Here is an 18,172-nt window from a genome sequence, read left to right as displayed (position 1 = left end):
GATGAATTTAATTAGAACAGCCCTCAGAAAACCCATTACCATTTTGGTACTGGTAGCAGGTTTATTGTTTTTTGGCATTAATTCTATCAGAAATATCAAGATAGACATTTTTCCAGATATGAACTTGCCTGTTATTTATATTTCTCACCCATTTGGGGGGTACACTCCTACCCAAATGGAAACGTTTTTTGGTAAGCAGTATGTCAATTTGTTATTATATGTTTCGGGGGTAAAAAGTATCGAAACCAAAAATATTCAAGGACTTACCCTAATAAAATTAACTTTTTATCAAGGTACCAACATGGCACAAGCTGCCGCCGAGGTAGCGGCGTTTAGTAATAGGGCTCAGGCCATATTTCCGCCTGGGTCGCAACCTCCCTTTATTTTGCGTTTCGATGCCTCAACATTACCTGTAGGCGAATTGGTTTTAAGTAGTAAAGTGAGGTCAAACAACGAACTTCTCGACTTGGCCAATACCTATATTAGGTCGTCATTTACTTCTATTCCAGGCTTGGTAGCACCACCACCTTTTGGGGGCAATATCAGAACGGTAGTTATTAAAGCCGACCCTGAGTTGATGCGTTCGCACAATGTTACACCCGACCAAATTGTTGAGGCGATTCGTTTAAATAACCAAACTTCGCCATCAGGTAACGTCCGTATTGGCGACTACAACTATATTACACCCGTTAATACTACTATCAAAAAGCTTACAGATTTTGAAGATATTCCGTTGTTCAAAGGAAGTGTTGCCAATTTGTATTTACGAGATGTAGCTACCGTCGAAGATGGTGCCGATATTACCAGTAGCTATGCCCTTGTCAATGGAAAGCGTTCGGTATATATGGCTATTACCAAGTCGGCCGATGCTTCTACATGGGATGTCGTTCAAAATTTGAAAAAAGCATTACCTCGTTTCCAAAGCCAGTTGCCCGAAGATGTCGAGCTGTCGTATGAGTTTGACCAAAGTGTGTATGTAATCAATGCCGTAAAAAGTTTGTTGAGCGAAGGGGCCATTGGGGCTGTACTTACGGGTTTGATGGTACTTTTATTTTTGGGCGATACTCGTGGAGCATTTATTGTAATCCTAACGATCCCTACCTCGATTATTGCTGGAGTATTGTTTCTCCAGTTGTTTGGACAAACCATCAATATCATGACCCTGAGTGGTTTATCTTTGGCAATTGGTATTTTGGTTGATGAATCTACCGTAACCATAGAAAATATCCACCAGCATTTAGACATGGGCAAGCCCAAGGCTCTGGCCATTTGGGATGCTTGTAAAGAAATTGCTTTTCCCAAATTATTGATTTTATTCTGTATTTTGGCGGTATTTGCACCTGCCTTCACCATGAAAGGTATTCCAGGGGCATTGTTTTTACCATTGGCTTTGGCTATTGGTTTTTCCATGCTTGTTTCGTTCCTTTTATCCCAAACATTTGTTCCTATTATGGCCAACTGGCTCATGAAAGGGCATGAAAAAGAACACGCACAAAAAGCTGGAAAAACCCTGAGCGAAGATGAAGAATTTCAACAAACAGGATTAAGTCCTGAGTCGGAAAACGATACTTTGAATCAGAAAAAGGTGTTGGTAGAAGCACCCAAAGAACCAATCAAAATAGGTATTTTTGATAGATTCAGAAATAGATTTATGCGATTTATGGATAGAATTTTACCCTATCGCAAGCCTATTATTGTTGGCTATTTGATATTGGCAAGCTTGGCAACGTACCTATTACTTACTAATATTGGGCGAGATGTACTCCCTAAAGCCAACGGAAGCCAGTTTCAGGTACGTTTAAGAGCCAAACAAGGAACACGAATAGAACGTACTGAAGAAAAACTCATTAAGTCGGTTAGTATTCTGGAGCAAATGGTAGGTCGTGAAAATATCTCTATTACTTCGGCTTTTGTAGGGCAACACCCTGGGTTATTCTCGACAAGTCCTATCTATTTGTTTATGAGTGGCCCACAAGAAGCCGTATTACAGGTACAATTGCACGAGCATTATAAAGTAGATTTAGAAGATTTGAAAGAAGATTTCAGAAAGAAAATCAAAGCTGCTATGCCCGATTTACAACTGTCGTTTGAGCCGATCGAACTAACAGATAAAATCCTGAGCCAAGGCTCACCCACACCTATCGAGGTGAGGATTTCGGGAAGAAATAAAAAGAATAATGAAGAATATGCCAATAAGGTTGTAGAAAAACTCAAACAGTTGGATTACCTAAGAGATGTTCAGATTGGACAATCTACCAAATACCCAGCTATCAATATTTCTATCGACCGTGTTCGTGCTGCCCAGTTGGGTGTCGATATTGCCGAAATTTCTCGTTCTATTACGGCATCTACGTCGTCGTCAAGGTATTCAGACAAAAGTGTTTGGGTAGACGAAAAATCAAACCAAACCTATAGCGTACAGGTACAAGTACCCGAAAACAAAATCAAGAGTATCAACGACATTAACGAAATTCCTATTTCAAAAAATGCTACCCGACCAGTATTGGGCGATGTTGCTACAATTCAGCAAGATGTAACCTATGGCGAAAATGATAACCTTGGAGCCGTACCTGTTATTTCGGTAACAGCCAATTTGTACAAAACCGATTTGGGTGCTGCCACTACTGGCGTAACAAAAGCTATTGATTCTTTGGGCGAGCTACCACGTGGATTGACTATCGAACCAGTAGGATTGAGCAAAGTACTTACCGAAACCCTCGATAGCTTACAGTCGGGCTTGATAGTAGCTATTATCGTAATTTTCTTGATGTTGGCTGCTAATTTTCAGTCATTTAAGGTTTCTTTTGTAGTACTAACTACTATTCCTGCGGTATTATTGGGGGCCTTGTTGATGCTCAAATTAACGCATTCAACCCTCAACCTTCAATCTTATATGGGTATAATCATGTCGGTGGGGGTATCTATTGCCAATGCGGTATTACTGATTACCAATGCCGAACACCTTCGTTTGCACAATGGCAATGCCCTTGAGTCGGCTCGTGAGGCAGCAGCTTTGCGTTTAAGGCCTATCTTGATGACCAGCGTAGCCATGGTAGTAGGGATGATTCCGATGGCCTCGGGCTTGGGTGAAGGGGGCGATCAAACATCACCTTTGGCTCGTGCCGTAATTGGAGGGCTGTTGGCTTCTACGGTAGCAGCGTTGGTATTCTTACCATTGGTATTTGCATGGTTTCAAGAAAAAACTTCTACTACTTCGGTATCTCTCGACCCCGAAGACCGTGAAAGTAAACATTATATTCCGAGTATTTATGATAGCAAAGCCTAGTGAAATAAGGTACAGCTATTACTCAGCATTCTTATTTACCTAACCACTTTTTACTTATATTTTTTACTCTGATACAAAAAACGAATTTGTAATCTAATTGATGAATAAATATGAAATCAGCTCATTTAAAATACACGGTTCTCGTAGCGGGAATATTTGTTTCGTCTATCATATTATATAGTTGTGGCACATCGGAAGCCAAAACCGAAGAAAAAAAGGAAGCAGCCCCAACAATAACAACCGTAGAAACCATTGCTTTAGAAAAAGGTATTATGTCGTCGGCCTTGCAGATTCCTGGCGAATTAACCGCCAAACAAGATGTGGACTTGTACGCAAAGGTGAATAGCTTTGTACGACAAATGACAGTAGATGTTGGCTCGGAAGTAAAAGCTGGGCAGTTATTGGCGGTATTAGATGCTCCCGAAATTACGGCTCAACTTACAGCAGCTTCGTCTCGCCTAAAATCACAAGAAGCGGTATATATTGCCAGTAAGGCCAATTACGACCGTTTGCTGCAAACAAGCCAAACGCCAGGAACGATTTCGCCGAACGAATTAGACCAAGCCTTGGCACGTAAAAATGCAGATATGGCTATTTTGGAAGCTGCCAAAGCTAATTACAAAGAAATAGCCGATACCAAAAACTATTTGGAAGTACGTGCTCCTTTCGATGGCACTATTTCGGTACGTAATATTAGCTTAGGGGCTTATGTAGGGCCTTCGGGCAAGGGTTCTGAAAAACCTATGTTTTTTCTTCAAAACCAACGCATACTAAGATTAGCGGTGGCTATTCCTGAGGTATATACGGCTTATTTGAGCAACAATACCGAAGTGTCATTTTCTGTAAAAGCTCGTCCAAACGAAGTTTTTCATGCCAAAGTAAAGCGTATGGCGGGTTCGTTGGATACACGTTTGCGTGCAGAACGAATTGAAATGGATATAGACAATAGTGCCAAAAAGCTACTGCCGGGTATGGTAGCCGAAGTGAAAATTACCTTACCTTCAAAAGAAAGCACATTTATTGTGCCTAAGTCGGCTTTGGTGGTGGCTCCAGAAAGAGTATTTGTGGTACGTGTGGTTAATGGCAAAGCCGAATGGGTAGATGTACAAAAAGGTAGAGAAGTAGATGGTAATGTCGAAATTTTTGGAGATTTAAAGCAAGGCGATACCCTCGTCAAAGTGGCAAGCGAAGAAGTACGTAATGGCTTCCCTGTTAATATAGCCAAATAAGCACTACTTGTGTTGTGATACAATAGCCCGTGTGAGTTCTTCTTTCACGGGCTATTGTATTTGATAGTTTTACAAACTTGGATATATATTGTTGCAAATCAACTATGCTTGTGTATTTTGCTTATCTATTTTATCATTTAGTATTATGACCCAACTGCCAACAGCACTATCTTACAGTATTAACAAGCCAGATTCTAAGGATTTAACCTTCAAAATTTGGAAAAATGACTCTGAAAATCCTTTTTCGGATTTATCACGTTATAATTACTTTACATTAATTTGCCTCAATAAAGGTAATATTACCCTCAAAGCCGACCTCGCTACGCATCAGGTTCAAGAAAATGCAGTTTTGTTTTTTAGTCCTTATCAGCCCTTCAAACTCGAAACAGACGAAGTCCTTGACCTTACGATTATCAATTTTCACCCCGATTTTTTCTGTATTCTCAAGCATCAAAAAGAGGTATCTTGCAATGGCGTATTGTTCAATAACCTCTACGATACTCCTTTTGTACAGCTCAATAACCAGCAACGTGCTATGTTGGACATTCTGCTACAACAAATGATTGATGAAATACAACAGCAGGAATTGGCTCAGTACGACTTACTGGTATCGTATCTCAAGATTTTTTTGATTCATACTACTCGCTTCAAAACCCAAGAACAAGATGCTCATAGCCAAAACGAGGCTGTAGTAAGTGTACCCGAACGACCTGTTTTGCAAAAACTCAAAGAGCATATCGAGCAATATTTTATCAAAGAACATTCACCGAGTTTTTATGCCGATTCGTTGAATATTAGTCTAAAAGCATTGGGCAAAATCACCAAAAAGCATTTTGATAAATCACCTTCTGAAATGATTCAAGAGCGCCTTATGATGGAAGCCAAGCGGGAGCTATATCTTACCGATAAGTCTGTAAAAGAAATAGCCTATAATTTGGGCTTTGATGACGAATATTATTTTAGTCGACTTTTCAAAAAAAATACCGATACCTCGCCTTTGCATTACCGAAAAACCGTTGGCGAAGACCAAGCACGTAAGTTAAATATCGAATTTTAAGTTTTCGTTAAAAGCATTATTTTTTCAACAAATCAGAATTTTTTTTTACGATTCTTTAGTATTTTTGAATATATTCTGCATTTATATACTAAAAAATATAGAAAAAGTAATATTCCTAACTTGACCATTATTATAAAAGAGAGCCAAAGGTGAAATTTGTCCATGCTTTGGCGTGATTCATTCATTCTTTTGCAGATAAGAATATCGCAACTTTGTATTGTTCAATTAACAAAGATTTTTCACTCAAAAACAAATAAGCAATCATGCAAATTAAAAGAAGTGCTTCAGCTCAATGGATTGGTTCAGGTAAATCAGGAAAAGGAACTTTGAATTCGCCAAGTGGTGTATTAAATGCAACACAATATTCATTCAATACTCGTTTTGAAGATGGTATTGGTACAAATCCTGAAGAATTGGTAGGGGCTGCTCATGCGGGTTGTTTCTCGATGCAACTGGCCTTTAACTTACAAGGAGCAGGTTTTACAGCCGATAGTATTGATACTGTATCTGAAGTTATCTTAGAAAATGGCACTATCACAACTATCAACCTTAGTACATCAGTAAAAGCAGAAGGCTTAGACCAAGCAAAATTTGAAGAATTGGTAAATCATGCCAAAGTGAATTGTCCTATCTCAAAATTATTCAATGCCGAAATTACTTTGAAAGCTACATTATTGTAGTCAACGATGTTAAAATCCCGAATTTTGGGGTAATTTAAAATAAAGACCTCGTGTTTGTGTTTATTGGGATTCATGAGGTAAACCATCGTGCATTTTTTGACTATTAATCAAACAAGGCGGTCGAAAACCTAATTTCGACCGCCTTGTTTGTTCTAAAAATTCGGGATGAATCATGTATCGACGAATTAAAACTATCATTGAGATTGAAGCTGTTTGTACTTTTTCAAATACCTATCTATAGCCTACAATAAAAATTATTATGTCCTCTATTTTTTTTATCTTTGAAATTCGCCCCAAAAAAATAAATACTATCAAGTTTTAACTCTCCAAAACCGACTCCTAAAACCGCAAATGCTCAAAGAATTTACCTATAAACAGTTTGGTAATATCAAACTATCAGAAATTAATACTAGTGATAATTCGCTCACGGGTGTTCATGAACATATCAAAGTTTTATTTTTACCTGCAGGCTTCAGAGTAAAAGTAGATTTTCAAGCGTTTCATTTAAAGGCCGATGCTTTACTTTTTGTCAATCCTAAAGTGGTAATTCAGCCATTGGATGATACCCCCAATGATGGCGATTTAATTTATTTCAATCGAGATTTTTATTGTATCGAACTTCACGACCAAGAGGTTGCTTGTGACGGTATCTTATACAATAATGTTTTTGAAGTTCCTTTTATTGAATTAGATTCCAGCCAGTCAGCCAATGTCAAAAATATCATTGAAGAGATTCGCTTAGAAATGATAACGGATGATGCTAATACGGAAGAAATGCTACGAATCTTACTGAAACTCATTATTTTGAAATCAACTAGAATTTGGAAACAACAACATCAATTGGCCGACGACAGTAAGCACGTTGATGTACAGTTTTTAAGAAAATTTAGCAAGCTCGTAGAGCAACATTACAAAACGCATCATACCGTAGCAGATTATGCCGACATGCTGTTTATAACCCCCAAAAACCTCAGTAAAAAAATCAGTTTACTGAGTAAAAATACGCCAAACGATATTATCAAACATAGAATAATCCTCGAAAGCAAGAGGCTTTTGGCACATACCACACTCAGTGTCAAAGAGATTGCCTATAGCCTAAACTATGAAGATGATGCCTATTTCGTTAGGTTTTTCACAAAGCATACGGGTATATCTCCAACATCTTTTCGAAAGCAATTTTAAGGTAATTCTATAAAATATCAACAAGGCATGGCTCAAAAGGTCATGCTTTTTTTGTGTTTTGCGAACATCAAAAGCATTTTTTTATCAATGGGTAAAAAGTACAACCAAAAGCGAAAAGCGTCCATTGAGGCACAAGACAAATTGCCCCAACTTTGTATCATCAAAAAACAACAACAATTCTAACAAATACAAACATGAAAAAGACAATTTTAGCAATCGCAATTTTAGTTTCTCTTTTTACTAATAGCCTAATCGCTCAAACCAAAAGAGTGCCAGCTTCGGCAGGAAGAGCAGAGTACATCGAAGTAGAAAAAAATGTACGCTTACACGTAACTGACCTCGGAACTGGTAAGCCTATCGTTTTGATTCACGGGTGGCCATTGAGTGATGCCATGTATGAATATCAATATCAATATTTGGTTCAAAAAGGATTTAGAGTAATTGGTATTACATTACGTGGCTTTGGAAAATCTGATAAACCTTATGGTAAGTATAATTTCGATGTGTTTTCGGATGATATTAAAATTGTACTAGAAAAATTAAAGATTCAAAATGCAGTTTTAGGTGGTTTTTCGATGGGCGGTGCAGTTGTGATTCATTACGTAACTAAATACAATGCTGCTCATGTAAGTAAATTGGCTCTGTTTGGTGCTGCTGCCCCATCTTGGAAACAAAGAGATAGTTCTCCATTTGGTGTTACTGCAGCTGCTGGTGCGAATTTAATCAATCAAACCATGACTCAACGACAAGATTTAATTGCTGGTTTTGGAAGTGCCTTCCCAGCAAAAGAAGGTAATATTTCTAAAAATGTTGAAAAATGGTTGGAAAGTATCAATTTAGAGGCATCTCCTTATGCCACAACACAATCTATTACTGCCTTACTTGACCTCGACTTGCGACCTGTATTGGCAAAAATTAACATTCCAGTAGCCATATTTCATGGAACACAGGATAAACTTTGTCCTTTCCCTTTGGCAGAAGAGTTGAACAAAGGAATCAAAAATTCGTATATCGTAAAATTTGAAGAAAGTGGACACGCCTTGTTTGTAGAAGAAGCTACAAAATTCAATCAAGAGCTTGAAAAATTTGCCAACAAATAAGAAATGAGAAACAGCCCTTATGGAGTACTGAGACACCATAAGGGCTGTTTAAAATAAGAACAAAGTCAAAAATCAATCAAATGAAACCTTCTAAAAACTTGGCAATTGTACTCGGATTGCTTTCTTCTTTGTTTTTTGCATTTACGTTTATTATTAATCGAAAACTTTCAATCACTGGAGGAAGTTGGGTTTGGAGTGCCTCATTGCGGTTTTACTGGATGCTCCCATTTTTTTTAGCTATTGTTGTTTATAGAAAAAACTTTCATGAACTCGTTCTTGAGCTACGAAAAAACTTAAAATGGTGGTTATTATGGAGTTCTGTAGGGTTTGGAATATTTTATTCGATGCTTACTTTTGCGGCATCATTTGGTCCTTCATGGCTGATTGCTAGTACTTGGCAATTCACAATCATCGCAGGAATGATAGTTTCTTTGTTCGTCAACAAGACCCAAAATAACCAGATTGAGCAACTCAAAAAGCCATTTCTATTTTCAGGAATTATATTATTGGGTATTGCCATCATGCAAATTACTCATGCTCAATCTATCTCGATGTCTGAGTTATTATTAGGGCTAATTCCTGTGCTGATTGCCTCATTTGCCTATCCTATCGGCAACAGAAAAATGATGCAATTAGTCGACGGGAAGTTAGATGTTTATCAAAGAATTTTAGGCATGATACTATGCAGTATGCCATTTTGGATACTTCTAAGCGGTTTTGAATTATTGATAAATCATGTTACTCCGCCAAGTGGTCAATTAGTTCAGACATTTATTGTAGCTGTCTGTTCTGGAGTTATTGCTACCATACTTTTTTTTACGGCAACCGACATGGTTCGCAGCGATGAAAAACAACTTGCCACTATCGAAGCCACACAATCGGCTGAAGTCATATTTACGTTAATTGGCGAAATGTTATTTTTATCCGTTAGTTTTCCTAACAACATCGAACTACTAGGTATCGCCCTTGTAATGATAGGAATGATACTTCATGCTATTAAATAGCAATACTGGGTAATGTTATTGCCAGCACACTAAATCCACTTAATCTATTAAAAAATCTGCTCGTTCTGTTTTAAAACATAACTTTCAAGTAATTACAGACCGCATAAAGTTCCTATAAAGATAAGAGTAGATTAAGCATCAAGATTTTCTGATTTTCAGGATTAAATCTCTTAACTGCTGGTTATCAGTAGTATTACAACATAATAATATAAATACCACAAATCATTATCACTTCTTAATATAGTTCAACGTTATTTTATAAAAGTTAGACTAACTTTAGGTCGATTATAACAATCTTTGCCCGTCTTCGGTATTTACTTAAAATATATTATTATGTCGCATTTTAGTTTTTTTGATAGAGATATTAGCTGGTTATATTTCAACGAAAGAGTACTACAAGAAGCCCAATCTAAATCTGTACCCCTTTTGGAACGAATTAAGTTCTTGGCCATTTATTCGTCTAACTTAGATGAATTTTATCGTGTACGTATTCCTGCCCTTATTGCTCTCAAGAAAATAGCCGTAAAGGAAAACCTAGAAAATAAAAAAAACAATCAAGATACTTTTTCCAAAATTCAAATAATTGTCAATGCTCAATTACAACTTTTTGGAAAAATACTTTCGCAAGAACTTATTCCTGAGTTACGAAAAAATCAGATTCATCTTGTTTATAACGAGGCCATTCCCGAAGTTGTAATACCAGAAGCTAAGGCTTATTTTTTTTCGCAAATATTAGCTTTTTTACAGCCTATTCGCTTATCGGACGAAAATTGTGTTTGTTTTCCTGAAAACAATAAGCTCTATGCCCTTGTGGATGTTGTCGACGATACCACGCTATCGCCAGATTTGTTGATGATTAATATTCCTTCCGAGCAGCTTCCTAGATTTTTTTCATTGAATAAAAATGGGATTCAATACATTCTTTTTTTGGAAGATATTATCAAAACTTTTTTGCCTCTTATGCTAAAAAGGTATACAGTCAATGGTTTTTATAATTTCAAAATTACCCGCGATGCCGACCTTTCTTTGGAGGATGATTATAAAGGTGATTTGGTTGAAAAAATGGAAAAACTCATAGCCAAACGAGACTTTGGCTATGCAACACGTTGCCTTTATGATGCCAATACGCCCAACGAGGTTATCCAAACTTTGGTACAAAAACTCAACCTGCGTAAATCTAGCTTGGTTGCGGGGGGTGTTTATCATAATTCCAAAGATTTTGCCTCTTTGCCTATACAGCAACCTCAGTTTAGATACGATACTTGGAAGCCAACACCACACCCTTTTGAACAACAAGACGGCTTACTTCTCGACTTAATTCAGCAAAAAGATATGATGATTCATGCTCCGTACCAGTCGTATGATACGGTGTTGCGTTTTTTCAATGAAGCTGCTATGGATACACACGTCGAAGAAATCTATGTGACACTATACCGAGTTGCTAGCGATTCCCGAATTGTGAATGCGTTGATTAGTGCCGCCAAAAATGGCAAAAAAGTAACGGTTTTGGTAGAATTAAAAGCTCGGTTTGATGAAGGAAATAATATTAAATGGGCCAAAAAAATGAAGGCTGAAGGTGTCAAAATTATTTATAGTATTCCCTCGCTAAAGGTACATGCCAAAATTGCCCTTATCAAGAAAAAACAAGGAGATTCAATATCGTATTTGGGGTTGTTGGCTACTGGAAATCTTAACGAAAGTACCGCACGGTTTTATACCGACCATATTTTACTGACTTCGCATCAGGATATGCTCGACGAAATGAAACAGGTTTTTCACTTTCTTAGTAAGAAAAAGAAAAAACCTGCTATTTCAGATATTACCAGTTTTCAGTACTTACTTGTAGCTCAGTTTAATTTGCTCCAAAAGTTTGTTCAGCTAATAGACCAAGAAATTGCCAATGCCAAACAGGGGCTTCCTGCCTCAATCACTATCAAACTCAATAACCTCGAAGAGCAAGTTTTAATCCAAAAACTCTACGAAGCTTCCAATGCAGGAGTCAAGATCAACCTGATTGTGAGAGGTATCTGTTGCCTAATCCCTGAGGTGGCGGGTATGAGCGAACATATTAAAGTACACCGAATTATCGACAAATATCTGGAACATGGTCGGATTTTTGTATTTCATAACAATGGTCAAAATAACGTATTTATGGGTTCGTCCGACTGGATGAATCGCAATATATACCGTCGTATCGAGGTCTGTTTCCCAATTTTTGACCCTGAAATTAAGAATGAACTACTAACCTTACTTGATATGCAGTGGCAGGATAACCTACAGGCAGTACAACTCAGCAATACAGTACCTAATATTCCAATCAAAACCACTGGAAATGCAGTTCGTTCGCAAGAAGCTATTTATGAGTTTTTAAAAAATAAAAGATAGAGTACCCACTTTGACACCGCCAAGAGGTTGATAAATTCATTAACCTCTTGACACCTAAACGCCATACTACACTGACAACCAACACATTACTCCACTAGCTACGGTATTTTTTAAAAAACCACACCTTTAGTATATCGGCCGTAATGATATAAGCTACCACTATCAACAACATTGCACCTAGATTGATAAAGGGCAATGGTGTTAAACCTATATCGTTGGCAAAGGGCATATATGGCAACCCAAGCGTAAGTACAAGTCCTAAAATGCTTAATAGAAAAAGGTATTTTCCTGGTTGGCTTTTGAAGAAATTTTTATGGGTTCTGATAATAAACAAAATGAATAGTTCTGTAAGAATAGACTCGATAAACCAGCCTGTCTGAAAAGCCGATTCTTTTACTTTGAGAACATACAATAGCGTAAGAAACGTTAGAATATCGAACAATGAACTATGAATACCAAAAATAAGCATATAGTTGCGGATAAACCTCAAGTCCCACTTGCCAGGTTTATTGAGCTGTTCTTGGTCTACATTGTCGGAAGCTACCGTCAAATAAGGGAAGTCGGTAATAAAATTCATCAACAAAATCTGCTTGGGCAGCATAGGTAAAAAAGGCAATAGCAAAGAAGCAAAAGCTACACTAAACATATTGCCAAAGGTAGAACCTGTATTGATAAAAATATACTTCAGTGTATTGGCAAAAGTTTTTCTACCTTCTTTAATACCATCAACCAATACCATTAGGCTTTTTTCCATCAACACAAAATCGGCGGCTTCACGAGCTACATCTACGGCATTTTCGACCGATATACCCACGTCTGCGGCATTAATAGCAGAAACATCGTTGATGCCATCGCCTATATAAGCTACAGTATAAGACCTGCGAAGAGCCAAAATAATTCTTTCTTTTTGCTGGGGTTCTACTTCTGCAAAAATATGAGTTTGCTTAACCAAGTGCTGCAGGGCTTCGGGGCTTGTATTGACTATTTCGCCCCCTGTGAGTACTTTGGGGTTGATAATACCTATTTTTTGAGCGATTGATGCTGCTACGTTTTTATTGTCGCCTGTAATTACTTTTAGGTTTACATGCAATTTGTGTAGCTCTTCGATGGTTTCGACAATACCCTCTTTTACAGGGTCTTCCAATAAAATAAACCCTGCCAGCGTCATGGCAGTTTCATCATTTTTGGTGATAATATCTGTTTCAATATTTTTATAACAAATGGCAATAGCACGCAATCCAGACATGCCAAATTGTTCAAATTTACTTACTAAAGCGGCTTGATGTAAGGCTATATCCTCAACAACACCATTGTCGAGCTGTACTGTCGAGCATATTTCTATAACTTGAGCAAATGCCCCTTTGGTAATCAGCAAACGCTCTTCGTTGGTTTTGACAGCAATACTGAGGCGTTTGCGGAGAAAATCATAGGGTATTTCACCAATTTTTTGGGCGGAATTGCTCGCATCAACGTTTAGCCGCCTAAGGGCATCGTCCATCGGATTGGCATAACCGCTTTCGTGAGTGGCATTCCAAAAAGCCAATTGTTTTACCCATTCACTTGCTTGCCCTGCTTCATTGACCAAGCCTACCACCTTGATTGAGCCTTCGGTAATAGTACCAGTTTTGTCGGTACAAAGCAGGTTCACTTCGCCTAGGTTTTGAATAGAGGCCAATTTTTTGACAATTACCTTTTTTTCGAGCATTCTTTTAGCACCTGCACTCATGGCAATGGTAGTAATAGCTGGCAACAACTCAGGAGCCATACCTACCGCCAAGGCCAAGGCAAAAAGGGCAGAGTCGATAGGGCTTTTGTGATTGAGTAAATTAATGACCAAAATAAAAACCGATAACACAAGGGTTATTTTCATCAAAAAGAAACCAAAATCTTTGATACCTTTTTCAAAAGTAGTCTCAATCGTTGTTGAGGCACTCTGGGCTATTTGACCAAATATGGTATTATTGCCCGTTGCAATTACCACTGCTTTGGCGTTGCCACTCACAATACTAGCTCCTTCCCACAGGCAATTGGTTCTTTTAGACAGCTCTGTTTTTGCTGGCAGTATGCCAGCTTGTTTTCTTACTGGGTACGACTCGCCCGTAAGACTAGCTTCGTTGGCATTCAGCTCATTATCTTCAATAATAAGGCAATCGGCTGGAATCATATCGCCCGCTTTGAATACCAGAATATCGCCCGTCACAATCTCTAACGAGTTGATTTCTATTGGTTGGTTGTCTCTAATAACTGTACTTTTCAACGAAATCATAGATTGTAGTTTTTCTACCACCCTACTAGCATTTCTTTCTTGAAAAAAACTTAACAGCCCCGTAGATAACACAATAAACATAATAATGAAGACATCGGAGGTATCGCCCAAAAACGCCGAAAGAATTACAGCTCCAATCAATAAAAGCATAAGTGGGCTTTTGAATTGAGCTATAAATAGTTGTAAATCCTTTATAAATCGTGATGCTTCTTTTTTGTGGTTGGTGGAGTTTTGAAGTAAAACTGCTGCCTCTTGTCGAGATAGCCCTTTTTCTGAGCTATTTAATTGTTGAAACCAATAACTGGCATCAAATTGCCAAAATTCATTTTCTATCATAGTTTACATCAGATGGATTGTTGCTTTAGTTTTTGACAAAAACCTTGATGCCACAAAGTAGCTGAATTATTTGATTTCTGCACAAAAAATAACAACTATCATAATTTGAGATAGGACTGATATGAAGCGGGCTGTTGCAAAAAAACCTTATCTTAATCCAACAAAATTGAATCAAAATAAGGTTTATGTACTACAAGGAATATTGATTAAGTATTAAGAACCTTTGCCACAAACACTTTCGTTTATGAGGGTTCACTTGCTTTTTGTCACCACAACAAAAACATTTTCTATTTATTTTTTTTCATGTTTTTTTCGGCCAATGAAGATATCGACTTGCCTAAGGCATCCATATCACGATTGAAATTTTGCTTAAATATGCCCCATTTTTCTTTAGGACCTTCTTCATAATTTTGGATTTTGAATTTCAAATCCGCATTTTTCTGATTAAGTACATTTAAGTCTTTTTCTAATGATGCACGAGTTTTGGCATCTTCGGTTTTGAGTTTTTCTTCAATCTCACCGATTATACGTTCATTTTCGGCGAGCCTAGTTTCGGCTTCAACCTTGTATTTACGATACTCATTAACAGAATCCGAGCGAGCTTGTTGTAGATCTTTGGTAGCTTCAACAACATCGGCTTTAGCTTCTTCTACTTTTGCTTCTTTTTTCTCGGGCGAAGTATTACAGTTTGTCAAGCCTATAATGGCTAGAAAGGTAAGAAGAACTATATTAAAGTGTTGGATTTTCATTGCTTACTTTGGTTTAATTTTTGATATTTTGAAATAATACGATAATCCTTAAAGAGAGCCCTTTCCTCTGATAATCCGTAGTAATACGGCTACCACAGCAATGACCAAAAGAATGTGAAGAATATTTCCTCCGTGAAAGCCAAAAAAGCCTGTTGCCCAAATAATAACTAAAATAATTGCGATAACATAAAGAAGATTACTCATACAGTTTGTTCTAAGGGGTTTAGAAGTTCTACTCTACAAAGTTGAGCTTTTAACTTGGCTAAAGTGTTACACAAACCTTGTTATAAGTTACATAATTCACACATTGGCCTTCTTTAATAGATATACCATGTATTAAATTGTATATAAAAAACTAATAATCAAACAAAACCGCAAATGGCAGATTTTGCTTGATGGATGTATCAGCAATTCATCAAATTATTGAGATTACTCAAATTTGTAGAGAGTCTTCTTCTTGCAAAGAATCAATTAAGCTATTTTTAAATGATTTTTCGATGGTTAATCGTGCCATTAGGTAACTCACTGTAGATTCAGCTCCTTGGTTAAGATTAACAGACGTTTCTTCTAGCCCATCATAACAGCCCCCTGTACAAGGATTATAGATAATTTGGTGCAAATGGTTATTCCCTAAAAACCAATTGAACGAGGTTTCCATTTTTTTCATATACTCTTCTTCTTTGAACACACCATAAAATTTGCTGAGTGCCAAAATCGTATAGGCAATATCAATGGGCTGTTCGCCACCAATAGCTGGCGGAAATTGTTCTTCGCCTTTTTGTAACCAACTTTTATTTGAAATTACTTTAATGCTATCGTCACGGAAGGTTTTGGATAACAAAAAGTCAAACGAAGATTTGGCTATTGATTTGTAAATTGGATTACCCGTGGCAAGCCAAGCACATAACATAGCTTCGGGCAAAATACTGTTGGCGTAGGTTAAATAGCTTTCAAACCATTCCCATTCGCTACTAGACTCATGACGGTACATTTGTACGAGTCTATTGGCTAGTTTTTCTATAAACGGAAGGTTTTGATAAGTTCCGTTTTTGCTATTAGCATAAAATAAACCCTTGATAGCAAAAGCCATAGCACGAGTAGAGTGAATCTTGCTAATATTGTCCAAAGTGCTTTGTAATGTAGCCTCTGCTTCGGCAATCAGCTTGTGAGGCAACAGATTTCCAACAGAAATCAGATAGCCCAAAGCCCAAATAGCTCGACCGTTGGAGTCGGCCAAATTGGTAGCGTGGTTTTGCTCAGTAAAGGTAAATTGCTCGTCGACATAATTGAGGAAATAGCCTTCGGGCTGTAAACAAAACTTAATAAAATTAAAATAGGTACTGATATAAGGTATATCGGCGGGGTCGTTGGTAAGCTCAAAGTGTTGACATAAAGCCACCATAGCCCGTGCGTTGTCGTCGAGGGTATAGCCTGTATCAATATCGGGATGATTAATCTGGGCAAACTGAATCATACCAAAATTGGTGGTCATTTTCTTGATATGGTCAAGGTTTATAACAGGAATATGATAATGTAAGGTAATATGTTCGTTGCTAATGCCTTCAAAAAGAATAGCATGAGCAATAGCGGCATTTTCCCAAGCCGTAGAGGCCATTCGGTGGAGTCCGTTAGAGCTAATACTTTTTCGCAAAGCAGCATCGCTGATTAAGCTATTGACGGCATAGGTCAATTGCTCGGCGTTTTCAAAGTCTATAATAATTCCTGCATCATTTTGTAAAACTTCACGTGCGTGAGGAATAGGTGTAGAAATAATAGGACAACCACAGCTAATAGCATACGAGAACGTACCACTTACGGCTTGGTTGGGGTCTTTAGAAGTAAACAGATAAATATCAGTAAGCTGCAAATATTCGAGTAGGGTATCGAGGGGCAGAAAAGCATTGATAAATCGCACGTGTTTTTCTAAATGGAGTGCCGATGCTTTATGTTCAAGCATTTGTCGATATTTTTCGCCCTCACGCTTTACTACCGAAGGGTGTGTTTTTCCAATTATTAAGAAAAGCACGTCGGGATTATGCTCTATAATAGCAGGAAGTGCCTCTAAAGTTGTTTCTATACTTTTGCCCGAACTCAATAAACCAAAAGTAGAAAGTACGGTTTTTCCGGACAAATCGTATTTGACCTTTAGTAATTCTTGGTCGGCATGAGGTACTAGGTGTGTGCCATGCGGAATTACTGTAATTTTTTCGGGAAGAATATCATAATCATTGATGAGGACATCCGATGAAAAATGGGTCATTACAATCACTGCCGCCGCTGTACTAGCCACCTGCTGAACGTGTGTTTTTAAGGACAATTGAGGCAATGGTAGCACCGTATGAAACACAATGACAATGGGCTTGGTAAGGAGGCTCTGGAATAACAAAAATTCATCTTTGGTACTATCAAAGAAGCCAAACTCATGCTGAATCATGACAATTTGGATGGTGGTATCTTCGTTGATTTTTTTAGCTAATTTCACAAAAGCCTTTGGTACACTGGTATTTAGTATATATTTTACCTCTTTGGGATAATGGTGCTGCTCGCTTTCCGATTCTAAAGCACACACTTTCAACGAAAATGAATGGTTAAATTTATTGTTGAGGGCTTTTACCAAATCCTGCGAATATGTGGCAATACCACACTCACGAGGTGGATACGATGTTACAAACAGTATTTCTGGTAATGACGACTCTATGGCTGCGATGTCCTGTTGGTTTTGTGTTGAAAAAACTTCAATCGCTCCTTCAACGGTCACATTATTGGTATGGTTTATGGCTATTCTCTTTCTCACCTTTTCCGAATTTAGTAATGACTAATTAATAATGAAGATTACATAAGCTAAAGCTTACTAGCCCAAAAAATATAACATTCTGTTATACAGATTTTTACATTTAA

13 protein-coding genes are annotated in these 18,172 nt (G+C 37.6%); 8 read left to right on the top strand and 5 right to left on the bottom strand.

The window, feature by feature from the left end; translation table 11 throughout:
• Window position 1: 1 nt before the first annotated feature.
• The 4 genes from FLEMA_RS0100850 to FLEMA_RS0100835 all read left to right on the top strand — a co-directional run bounded on the left by FLEMA_RS0100850 (window position 2) and on the right by FLEMA_RS0100835 (window position 6,252).
• A complete protein-coding gene (locus FLEMA_RS0100850) occupies window positions 2–3,286 on the top strand; it encodes an efflux RND transporter permease subunit (protein WP_026993823.1) in 3,285 nt (1,094 codons plus the stop codon).
• 110 nt (window positions 3,287–3,396) lie between these two features.
• A complete protein-coding gene (locus FLEMA_RS0100845) occupies window positions 3,397–4,515 on the top strand; it encodes an efflux RND transporter periplasmic adaptor subunit (RefSeq protein WP_026993822.1) in 1,119 nt (372 codons plus the stop codon).
• Between the two features lie 145 nt (window positions 4,516–4,660).
• The gene (locus FLEMA_RS0100840) at window positions 4,661–5,572 is read left to right on the top strand and encodes a helix-turn-helix domain-containing protein (protein ID WP_044170375.1); all 912 of its coding nucleotides are present in this window, start codon (window positions 4,661–4,663) and stop codon (window positions 5,570–5,572) included.
• Between the two features lie 263 nt (window positions 5,573–5,835).
• The gene (locus FLEMA_RS0100835) at window positions 5,836–6,252 is read left to right on the top strand and encodes an OsmC family protein (RefSeq protein ID WP_026993820.1); all 417 of its coding nucleotides are present in this window, start codon (window positions 5,836–5,838) and stop codon (window positions 6,250–6,252) included.
• A 60-nt stretch (window positions 6,253–6,312) separates the two neighbouring features.
• Here FLEMA_RS0100835 and FLEMA_RS76880 read toward each other — a convergent pair whose 3' ends face one another.
• Window positions 6,313–6,450, bottom strand: coding sequence for a hypothetical protein (locus tag FLEMA_RS76880; protein ID WP_159102645.1), 138 nt, complete (start codon window positions 6,448–6,450; stop codon window positions 6,313–6,315).
• A gap of 153 nt (window positions 6,451–6,603) precedes the next feature.
• Between FLEMA_RS76880 and FLEMA_RS0100830 the strand changes: the two genes are divergently transcribed.
• From FLEMA_RS0100830 to ppk1, 4 genes are all read left to right on the top strand, one after another.
• Window positions 6,604–7,434, top strand: coding sequence for a helix-turn-helix domain-containing protein (locus FLEMA_RS0100830; RefSeq protein ID WP_026993819.1), 831 nt, complete (start codon window positions 6,604–6,606; stop codon window positions 7,432–7,434).
• 194 nt (window positions 7,435–7,628) lie between these two features.
• Window positions 7,629–8,534: an alpha/beta fold hydrolase gene (locus tag FLEMA_RS0100820; protein ID WP_026993818.1), complete on the top strand. Its 906-nt coding sequence runs from the start codon at window positions 7,629–7,631 to the stop codon at window positions 8,532–8,534.
• An 80-nt stretch (window positions 8,535–8,614) separates the two neighbouring features.
• The gene (locus FLEMA_RS67080; protein WP_044170373.1) at window positions 8,615–9,538 is read left to right on the top strand and encodes a DMT family transporter; all 924 of its coding nucleotides are present in this window, start codon (window positions 8,615–8,617) and stop codon (window positions 9,536–9,538) included.
• A gap of 333 nt (window positions 9,539–9,871) precedes the next feature.
• Complete coding sequence (gene ppk1 / locus FLEMA_RS0100810) at window positions 9,872–11,923, top strand: polyphosphate kinase 1 (protein WP_026993817.1); 2,052 nt, start codon at window positions 9,872–9,874, stop codon at window positions 11,921–11,923.
• A 94-nt stretch (window positions 11,924–12,017) separates the two neighbouring features.
• Here ppk1 and mgtA read toward each other — a convergent pair whose 3' ends face one another.
• The 4 genes from mgtA to FLEMA_RS67075 all read right to left on the bottom strand — a co-directional run bounded on the left by mgtA (window position 12,018) and on the right by FLEMA_RS67075 (window position 18,068).
• On the bottom strand, window positions 12,018–14,525 hold the full coding sequence (mgtA, locus tag FLEMA_RS0100805) for a magnesium-translocating P-type ATPase (protein ID WP_044170371.1): 2,508 nt from the start codon (window positions 14,523–14,525) through the stop codon (window positions 12,018–12,020).
• A 287-nt stretch (window positions 14,526–14,812) separates the two neighbouring features.
• The gene (locus tag FLEMA_RS0100800) at window positions 14,813–15,274 is read right to left on the bottom strand and encodes a hypothetical protein (RefSeq protein ID WP_026993815.1); all 462 of its coding nucleotides are present in this window, start codon (window positions 15,272–15,274) and stop codon (window positions 14,813–14,815) included.
• Between the two features lie 48 nt (window positions 15,275–15,322).
• On the bottom strand, window positions 15,323–15,478 hold the full coding sequence (locus tag FLEMA_RS76710) for a lmo0937 family membrane protein (protein ID WP_144080023.1): 156 nt from the start codon (window positions 15,476–15,478) through the stop codon (window positions 15,323–15,325).
• A 229-nt stretch (window positions 15,479–15,707) separates the two neighbouring features.
• On the bottom strand, window positions 15,708–18,068 hold the full coding sequence (locus tag FLEMA_RS67075) for a glycosyltransferase (protein ID WP_081681223.1): 2,361 nt from the start codon (window positions 18,066–18,068) through the stop codon (window positions 15,708–15,710).
• Window positions 18,069–18,172: the final 104 nt, after the last annotated feature.

The organism is Flectobacillus major DSM 103, assembly GCF_000427405.1.
Classification (GTDB): domain Bacteria; phylum Bacteroidota; class Bacteroidia; order Cytophagales; family Spirosomataceae; genus Flectobacillus; species Flectobacillus major.
Note: the sequence above shows the minus strand (reverse complement) of the source record. Positions and strands in the feature narration are given on the sequence as shown.

Bases quoted from the DNA above. Each gene is read 5' to 3' on its own strand.
- FLEMA_RS0100850 (WP_026993823.1), top strand. From the start codon at position 2: ATGAATTTAATTAGAACAGCCCTCAGAAAACCCATTACCATTTTGGTA.
- FLEMA_RS0100845 (WP_026993822.1), top strand. From the start codon at position 3,397: ATGAAATCAGCTCATTTAAAATACACGGTTCTCGTAGCGGGAATATTT.
- FLEMA_RS0100840 (WP_044170375.1), top strand. From the start codon at position 4,661: ATGACCCAACTGCCAACAGCACTATCTTACAGTATTAACAAGCCAGAT.
- FLEMA_RS0100835 (WP_026993820.1), top strand. From the start codon at position 5,836: ATGCAAATTAAAAGAAGTGCTTCAGCTCAATGGATTGGTTCAGGTAAA.
- FLEMA_RS76880 (WP_159102645.1), bottom strand. From the start codon at position 6,450: ATGATAGTTTTAATTCGTCGATACATGATTCATCCCGAATTTTTAGAA.
- FLEMA_RS0100830 (WP_026993819.1), top strand. From the start codon at position 6,604: ATGCTCAAAGAATTTACCTATAAACAGTTTGGTAATATCAAACTATCA.
- FLEMA_RS0100820 (WP_026993818.1), top strand. From the start codon at position 7,629: ATGAAAAAGACAATTTTAGCAATCGCAATTTTAGTTTCTCTTTTTACT.
- FLEMA_RS67080 (WP_044170373.1), top strand. From the start codon at position 8,615: ATGAAACCTTCTAAAAACTTGGCAATTGTACTCGGATTGCTTTCTTCT.
- ppk1 (WP_026993817.1), top strand. From the start codon at position 9,872: ATGTCGCATTTTAGTTTTTTTGATAGAGATATTAGCTGGTTATATTTC.
- mgtA (WP_044170371.1), bottom strand. From the start codon at position 14,525: ATGATAGAAAATGAATTTTGGCAATTTGATGCCAGTTATTGGTTTCAA.
- FLEMA_RS0100800 (WP_026993815.1), bottom strand. From the start codon at position 15,274: ATGAAAATCCAACACTTTAATATAGTTCTTCTTACCTTTCTAGCCATT.
- FLEMA_RS76710 (WP_144080023.1), bottom strand. From the start codon at position 15,478: ATGAGTAATCTTCTTTATGTTATCGCAATTATTTTAGTTATTATTTGG.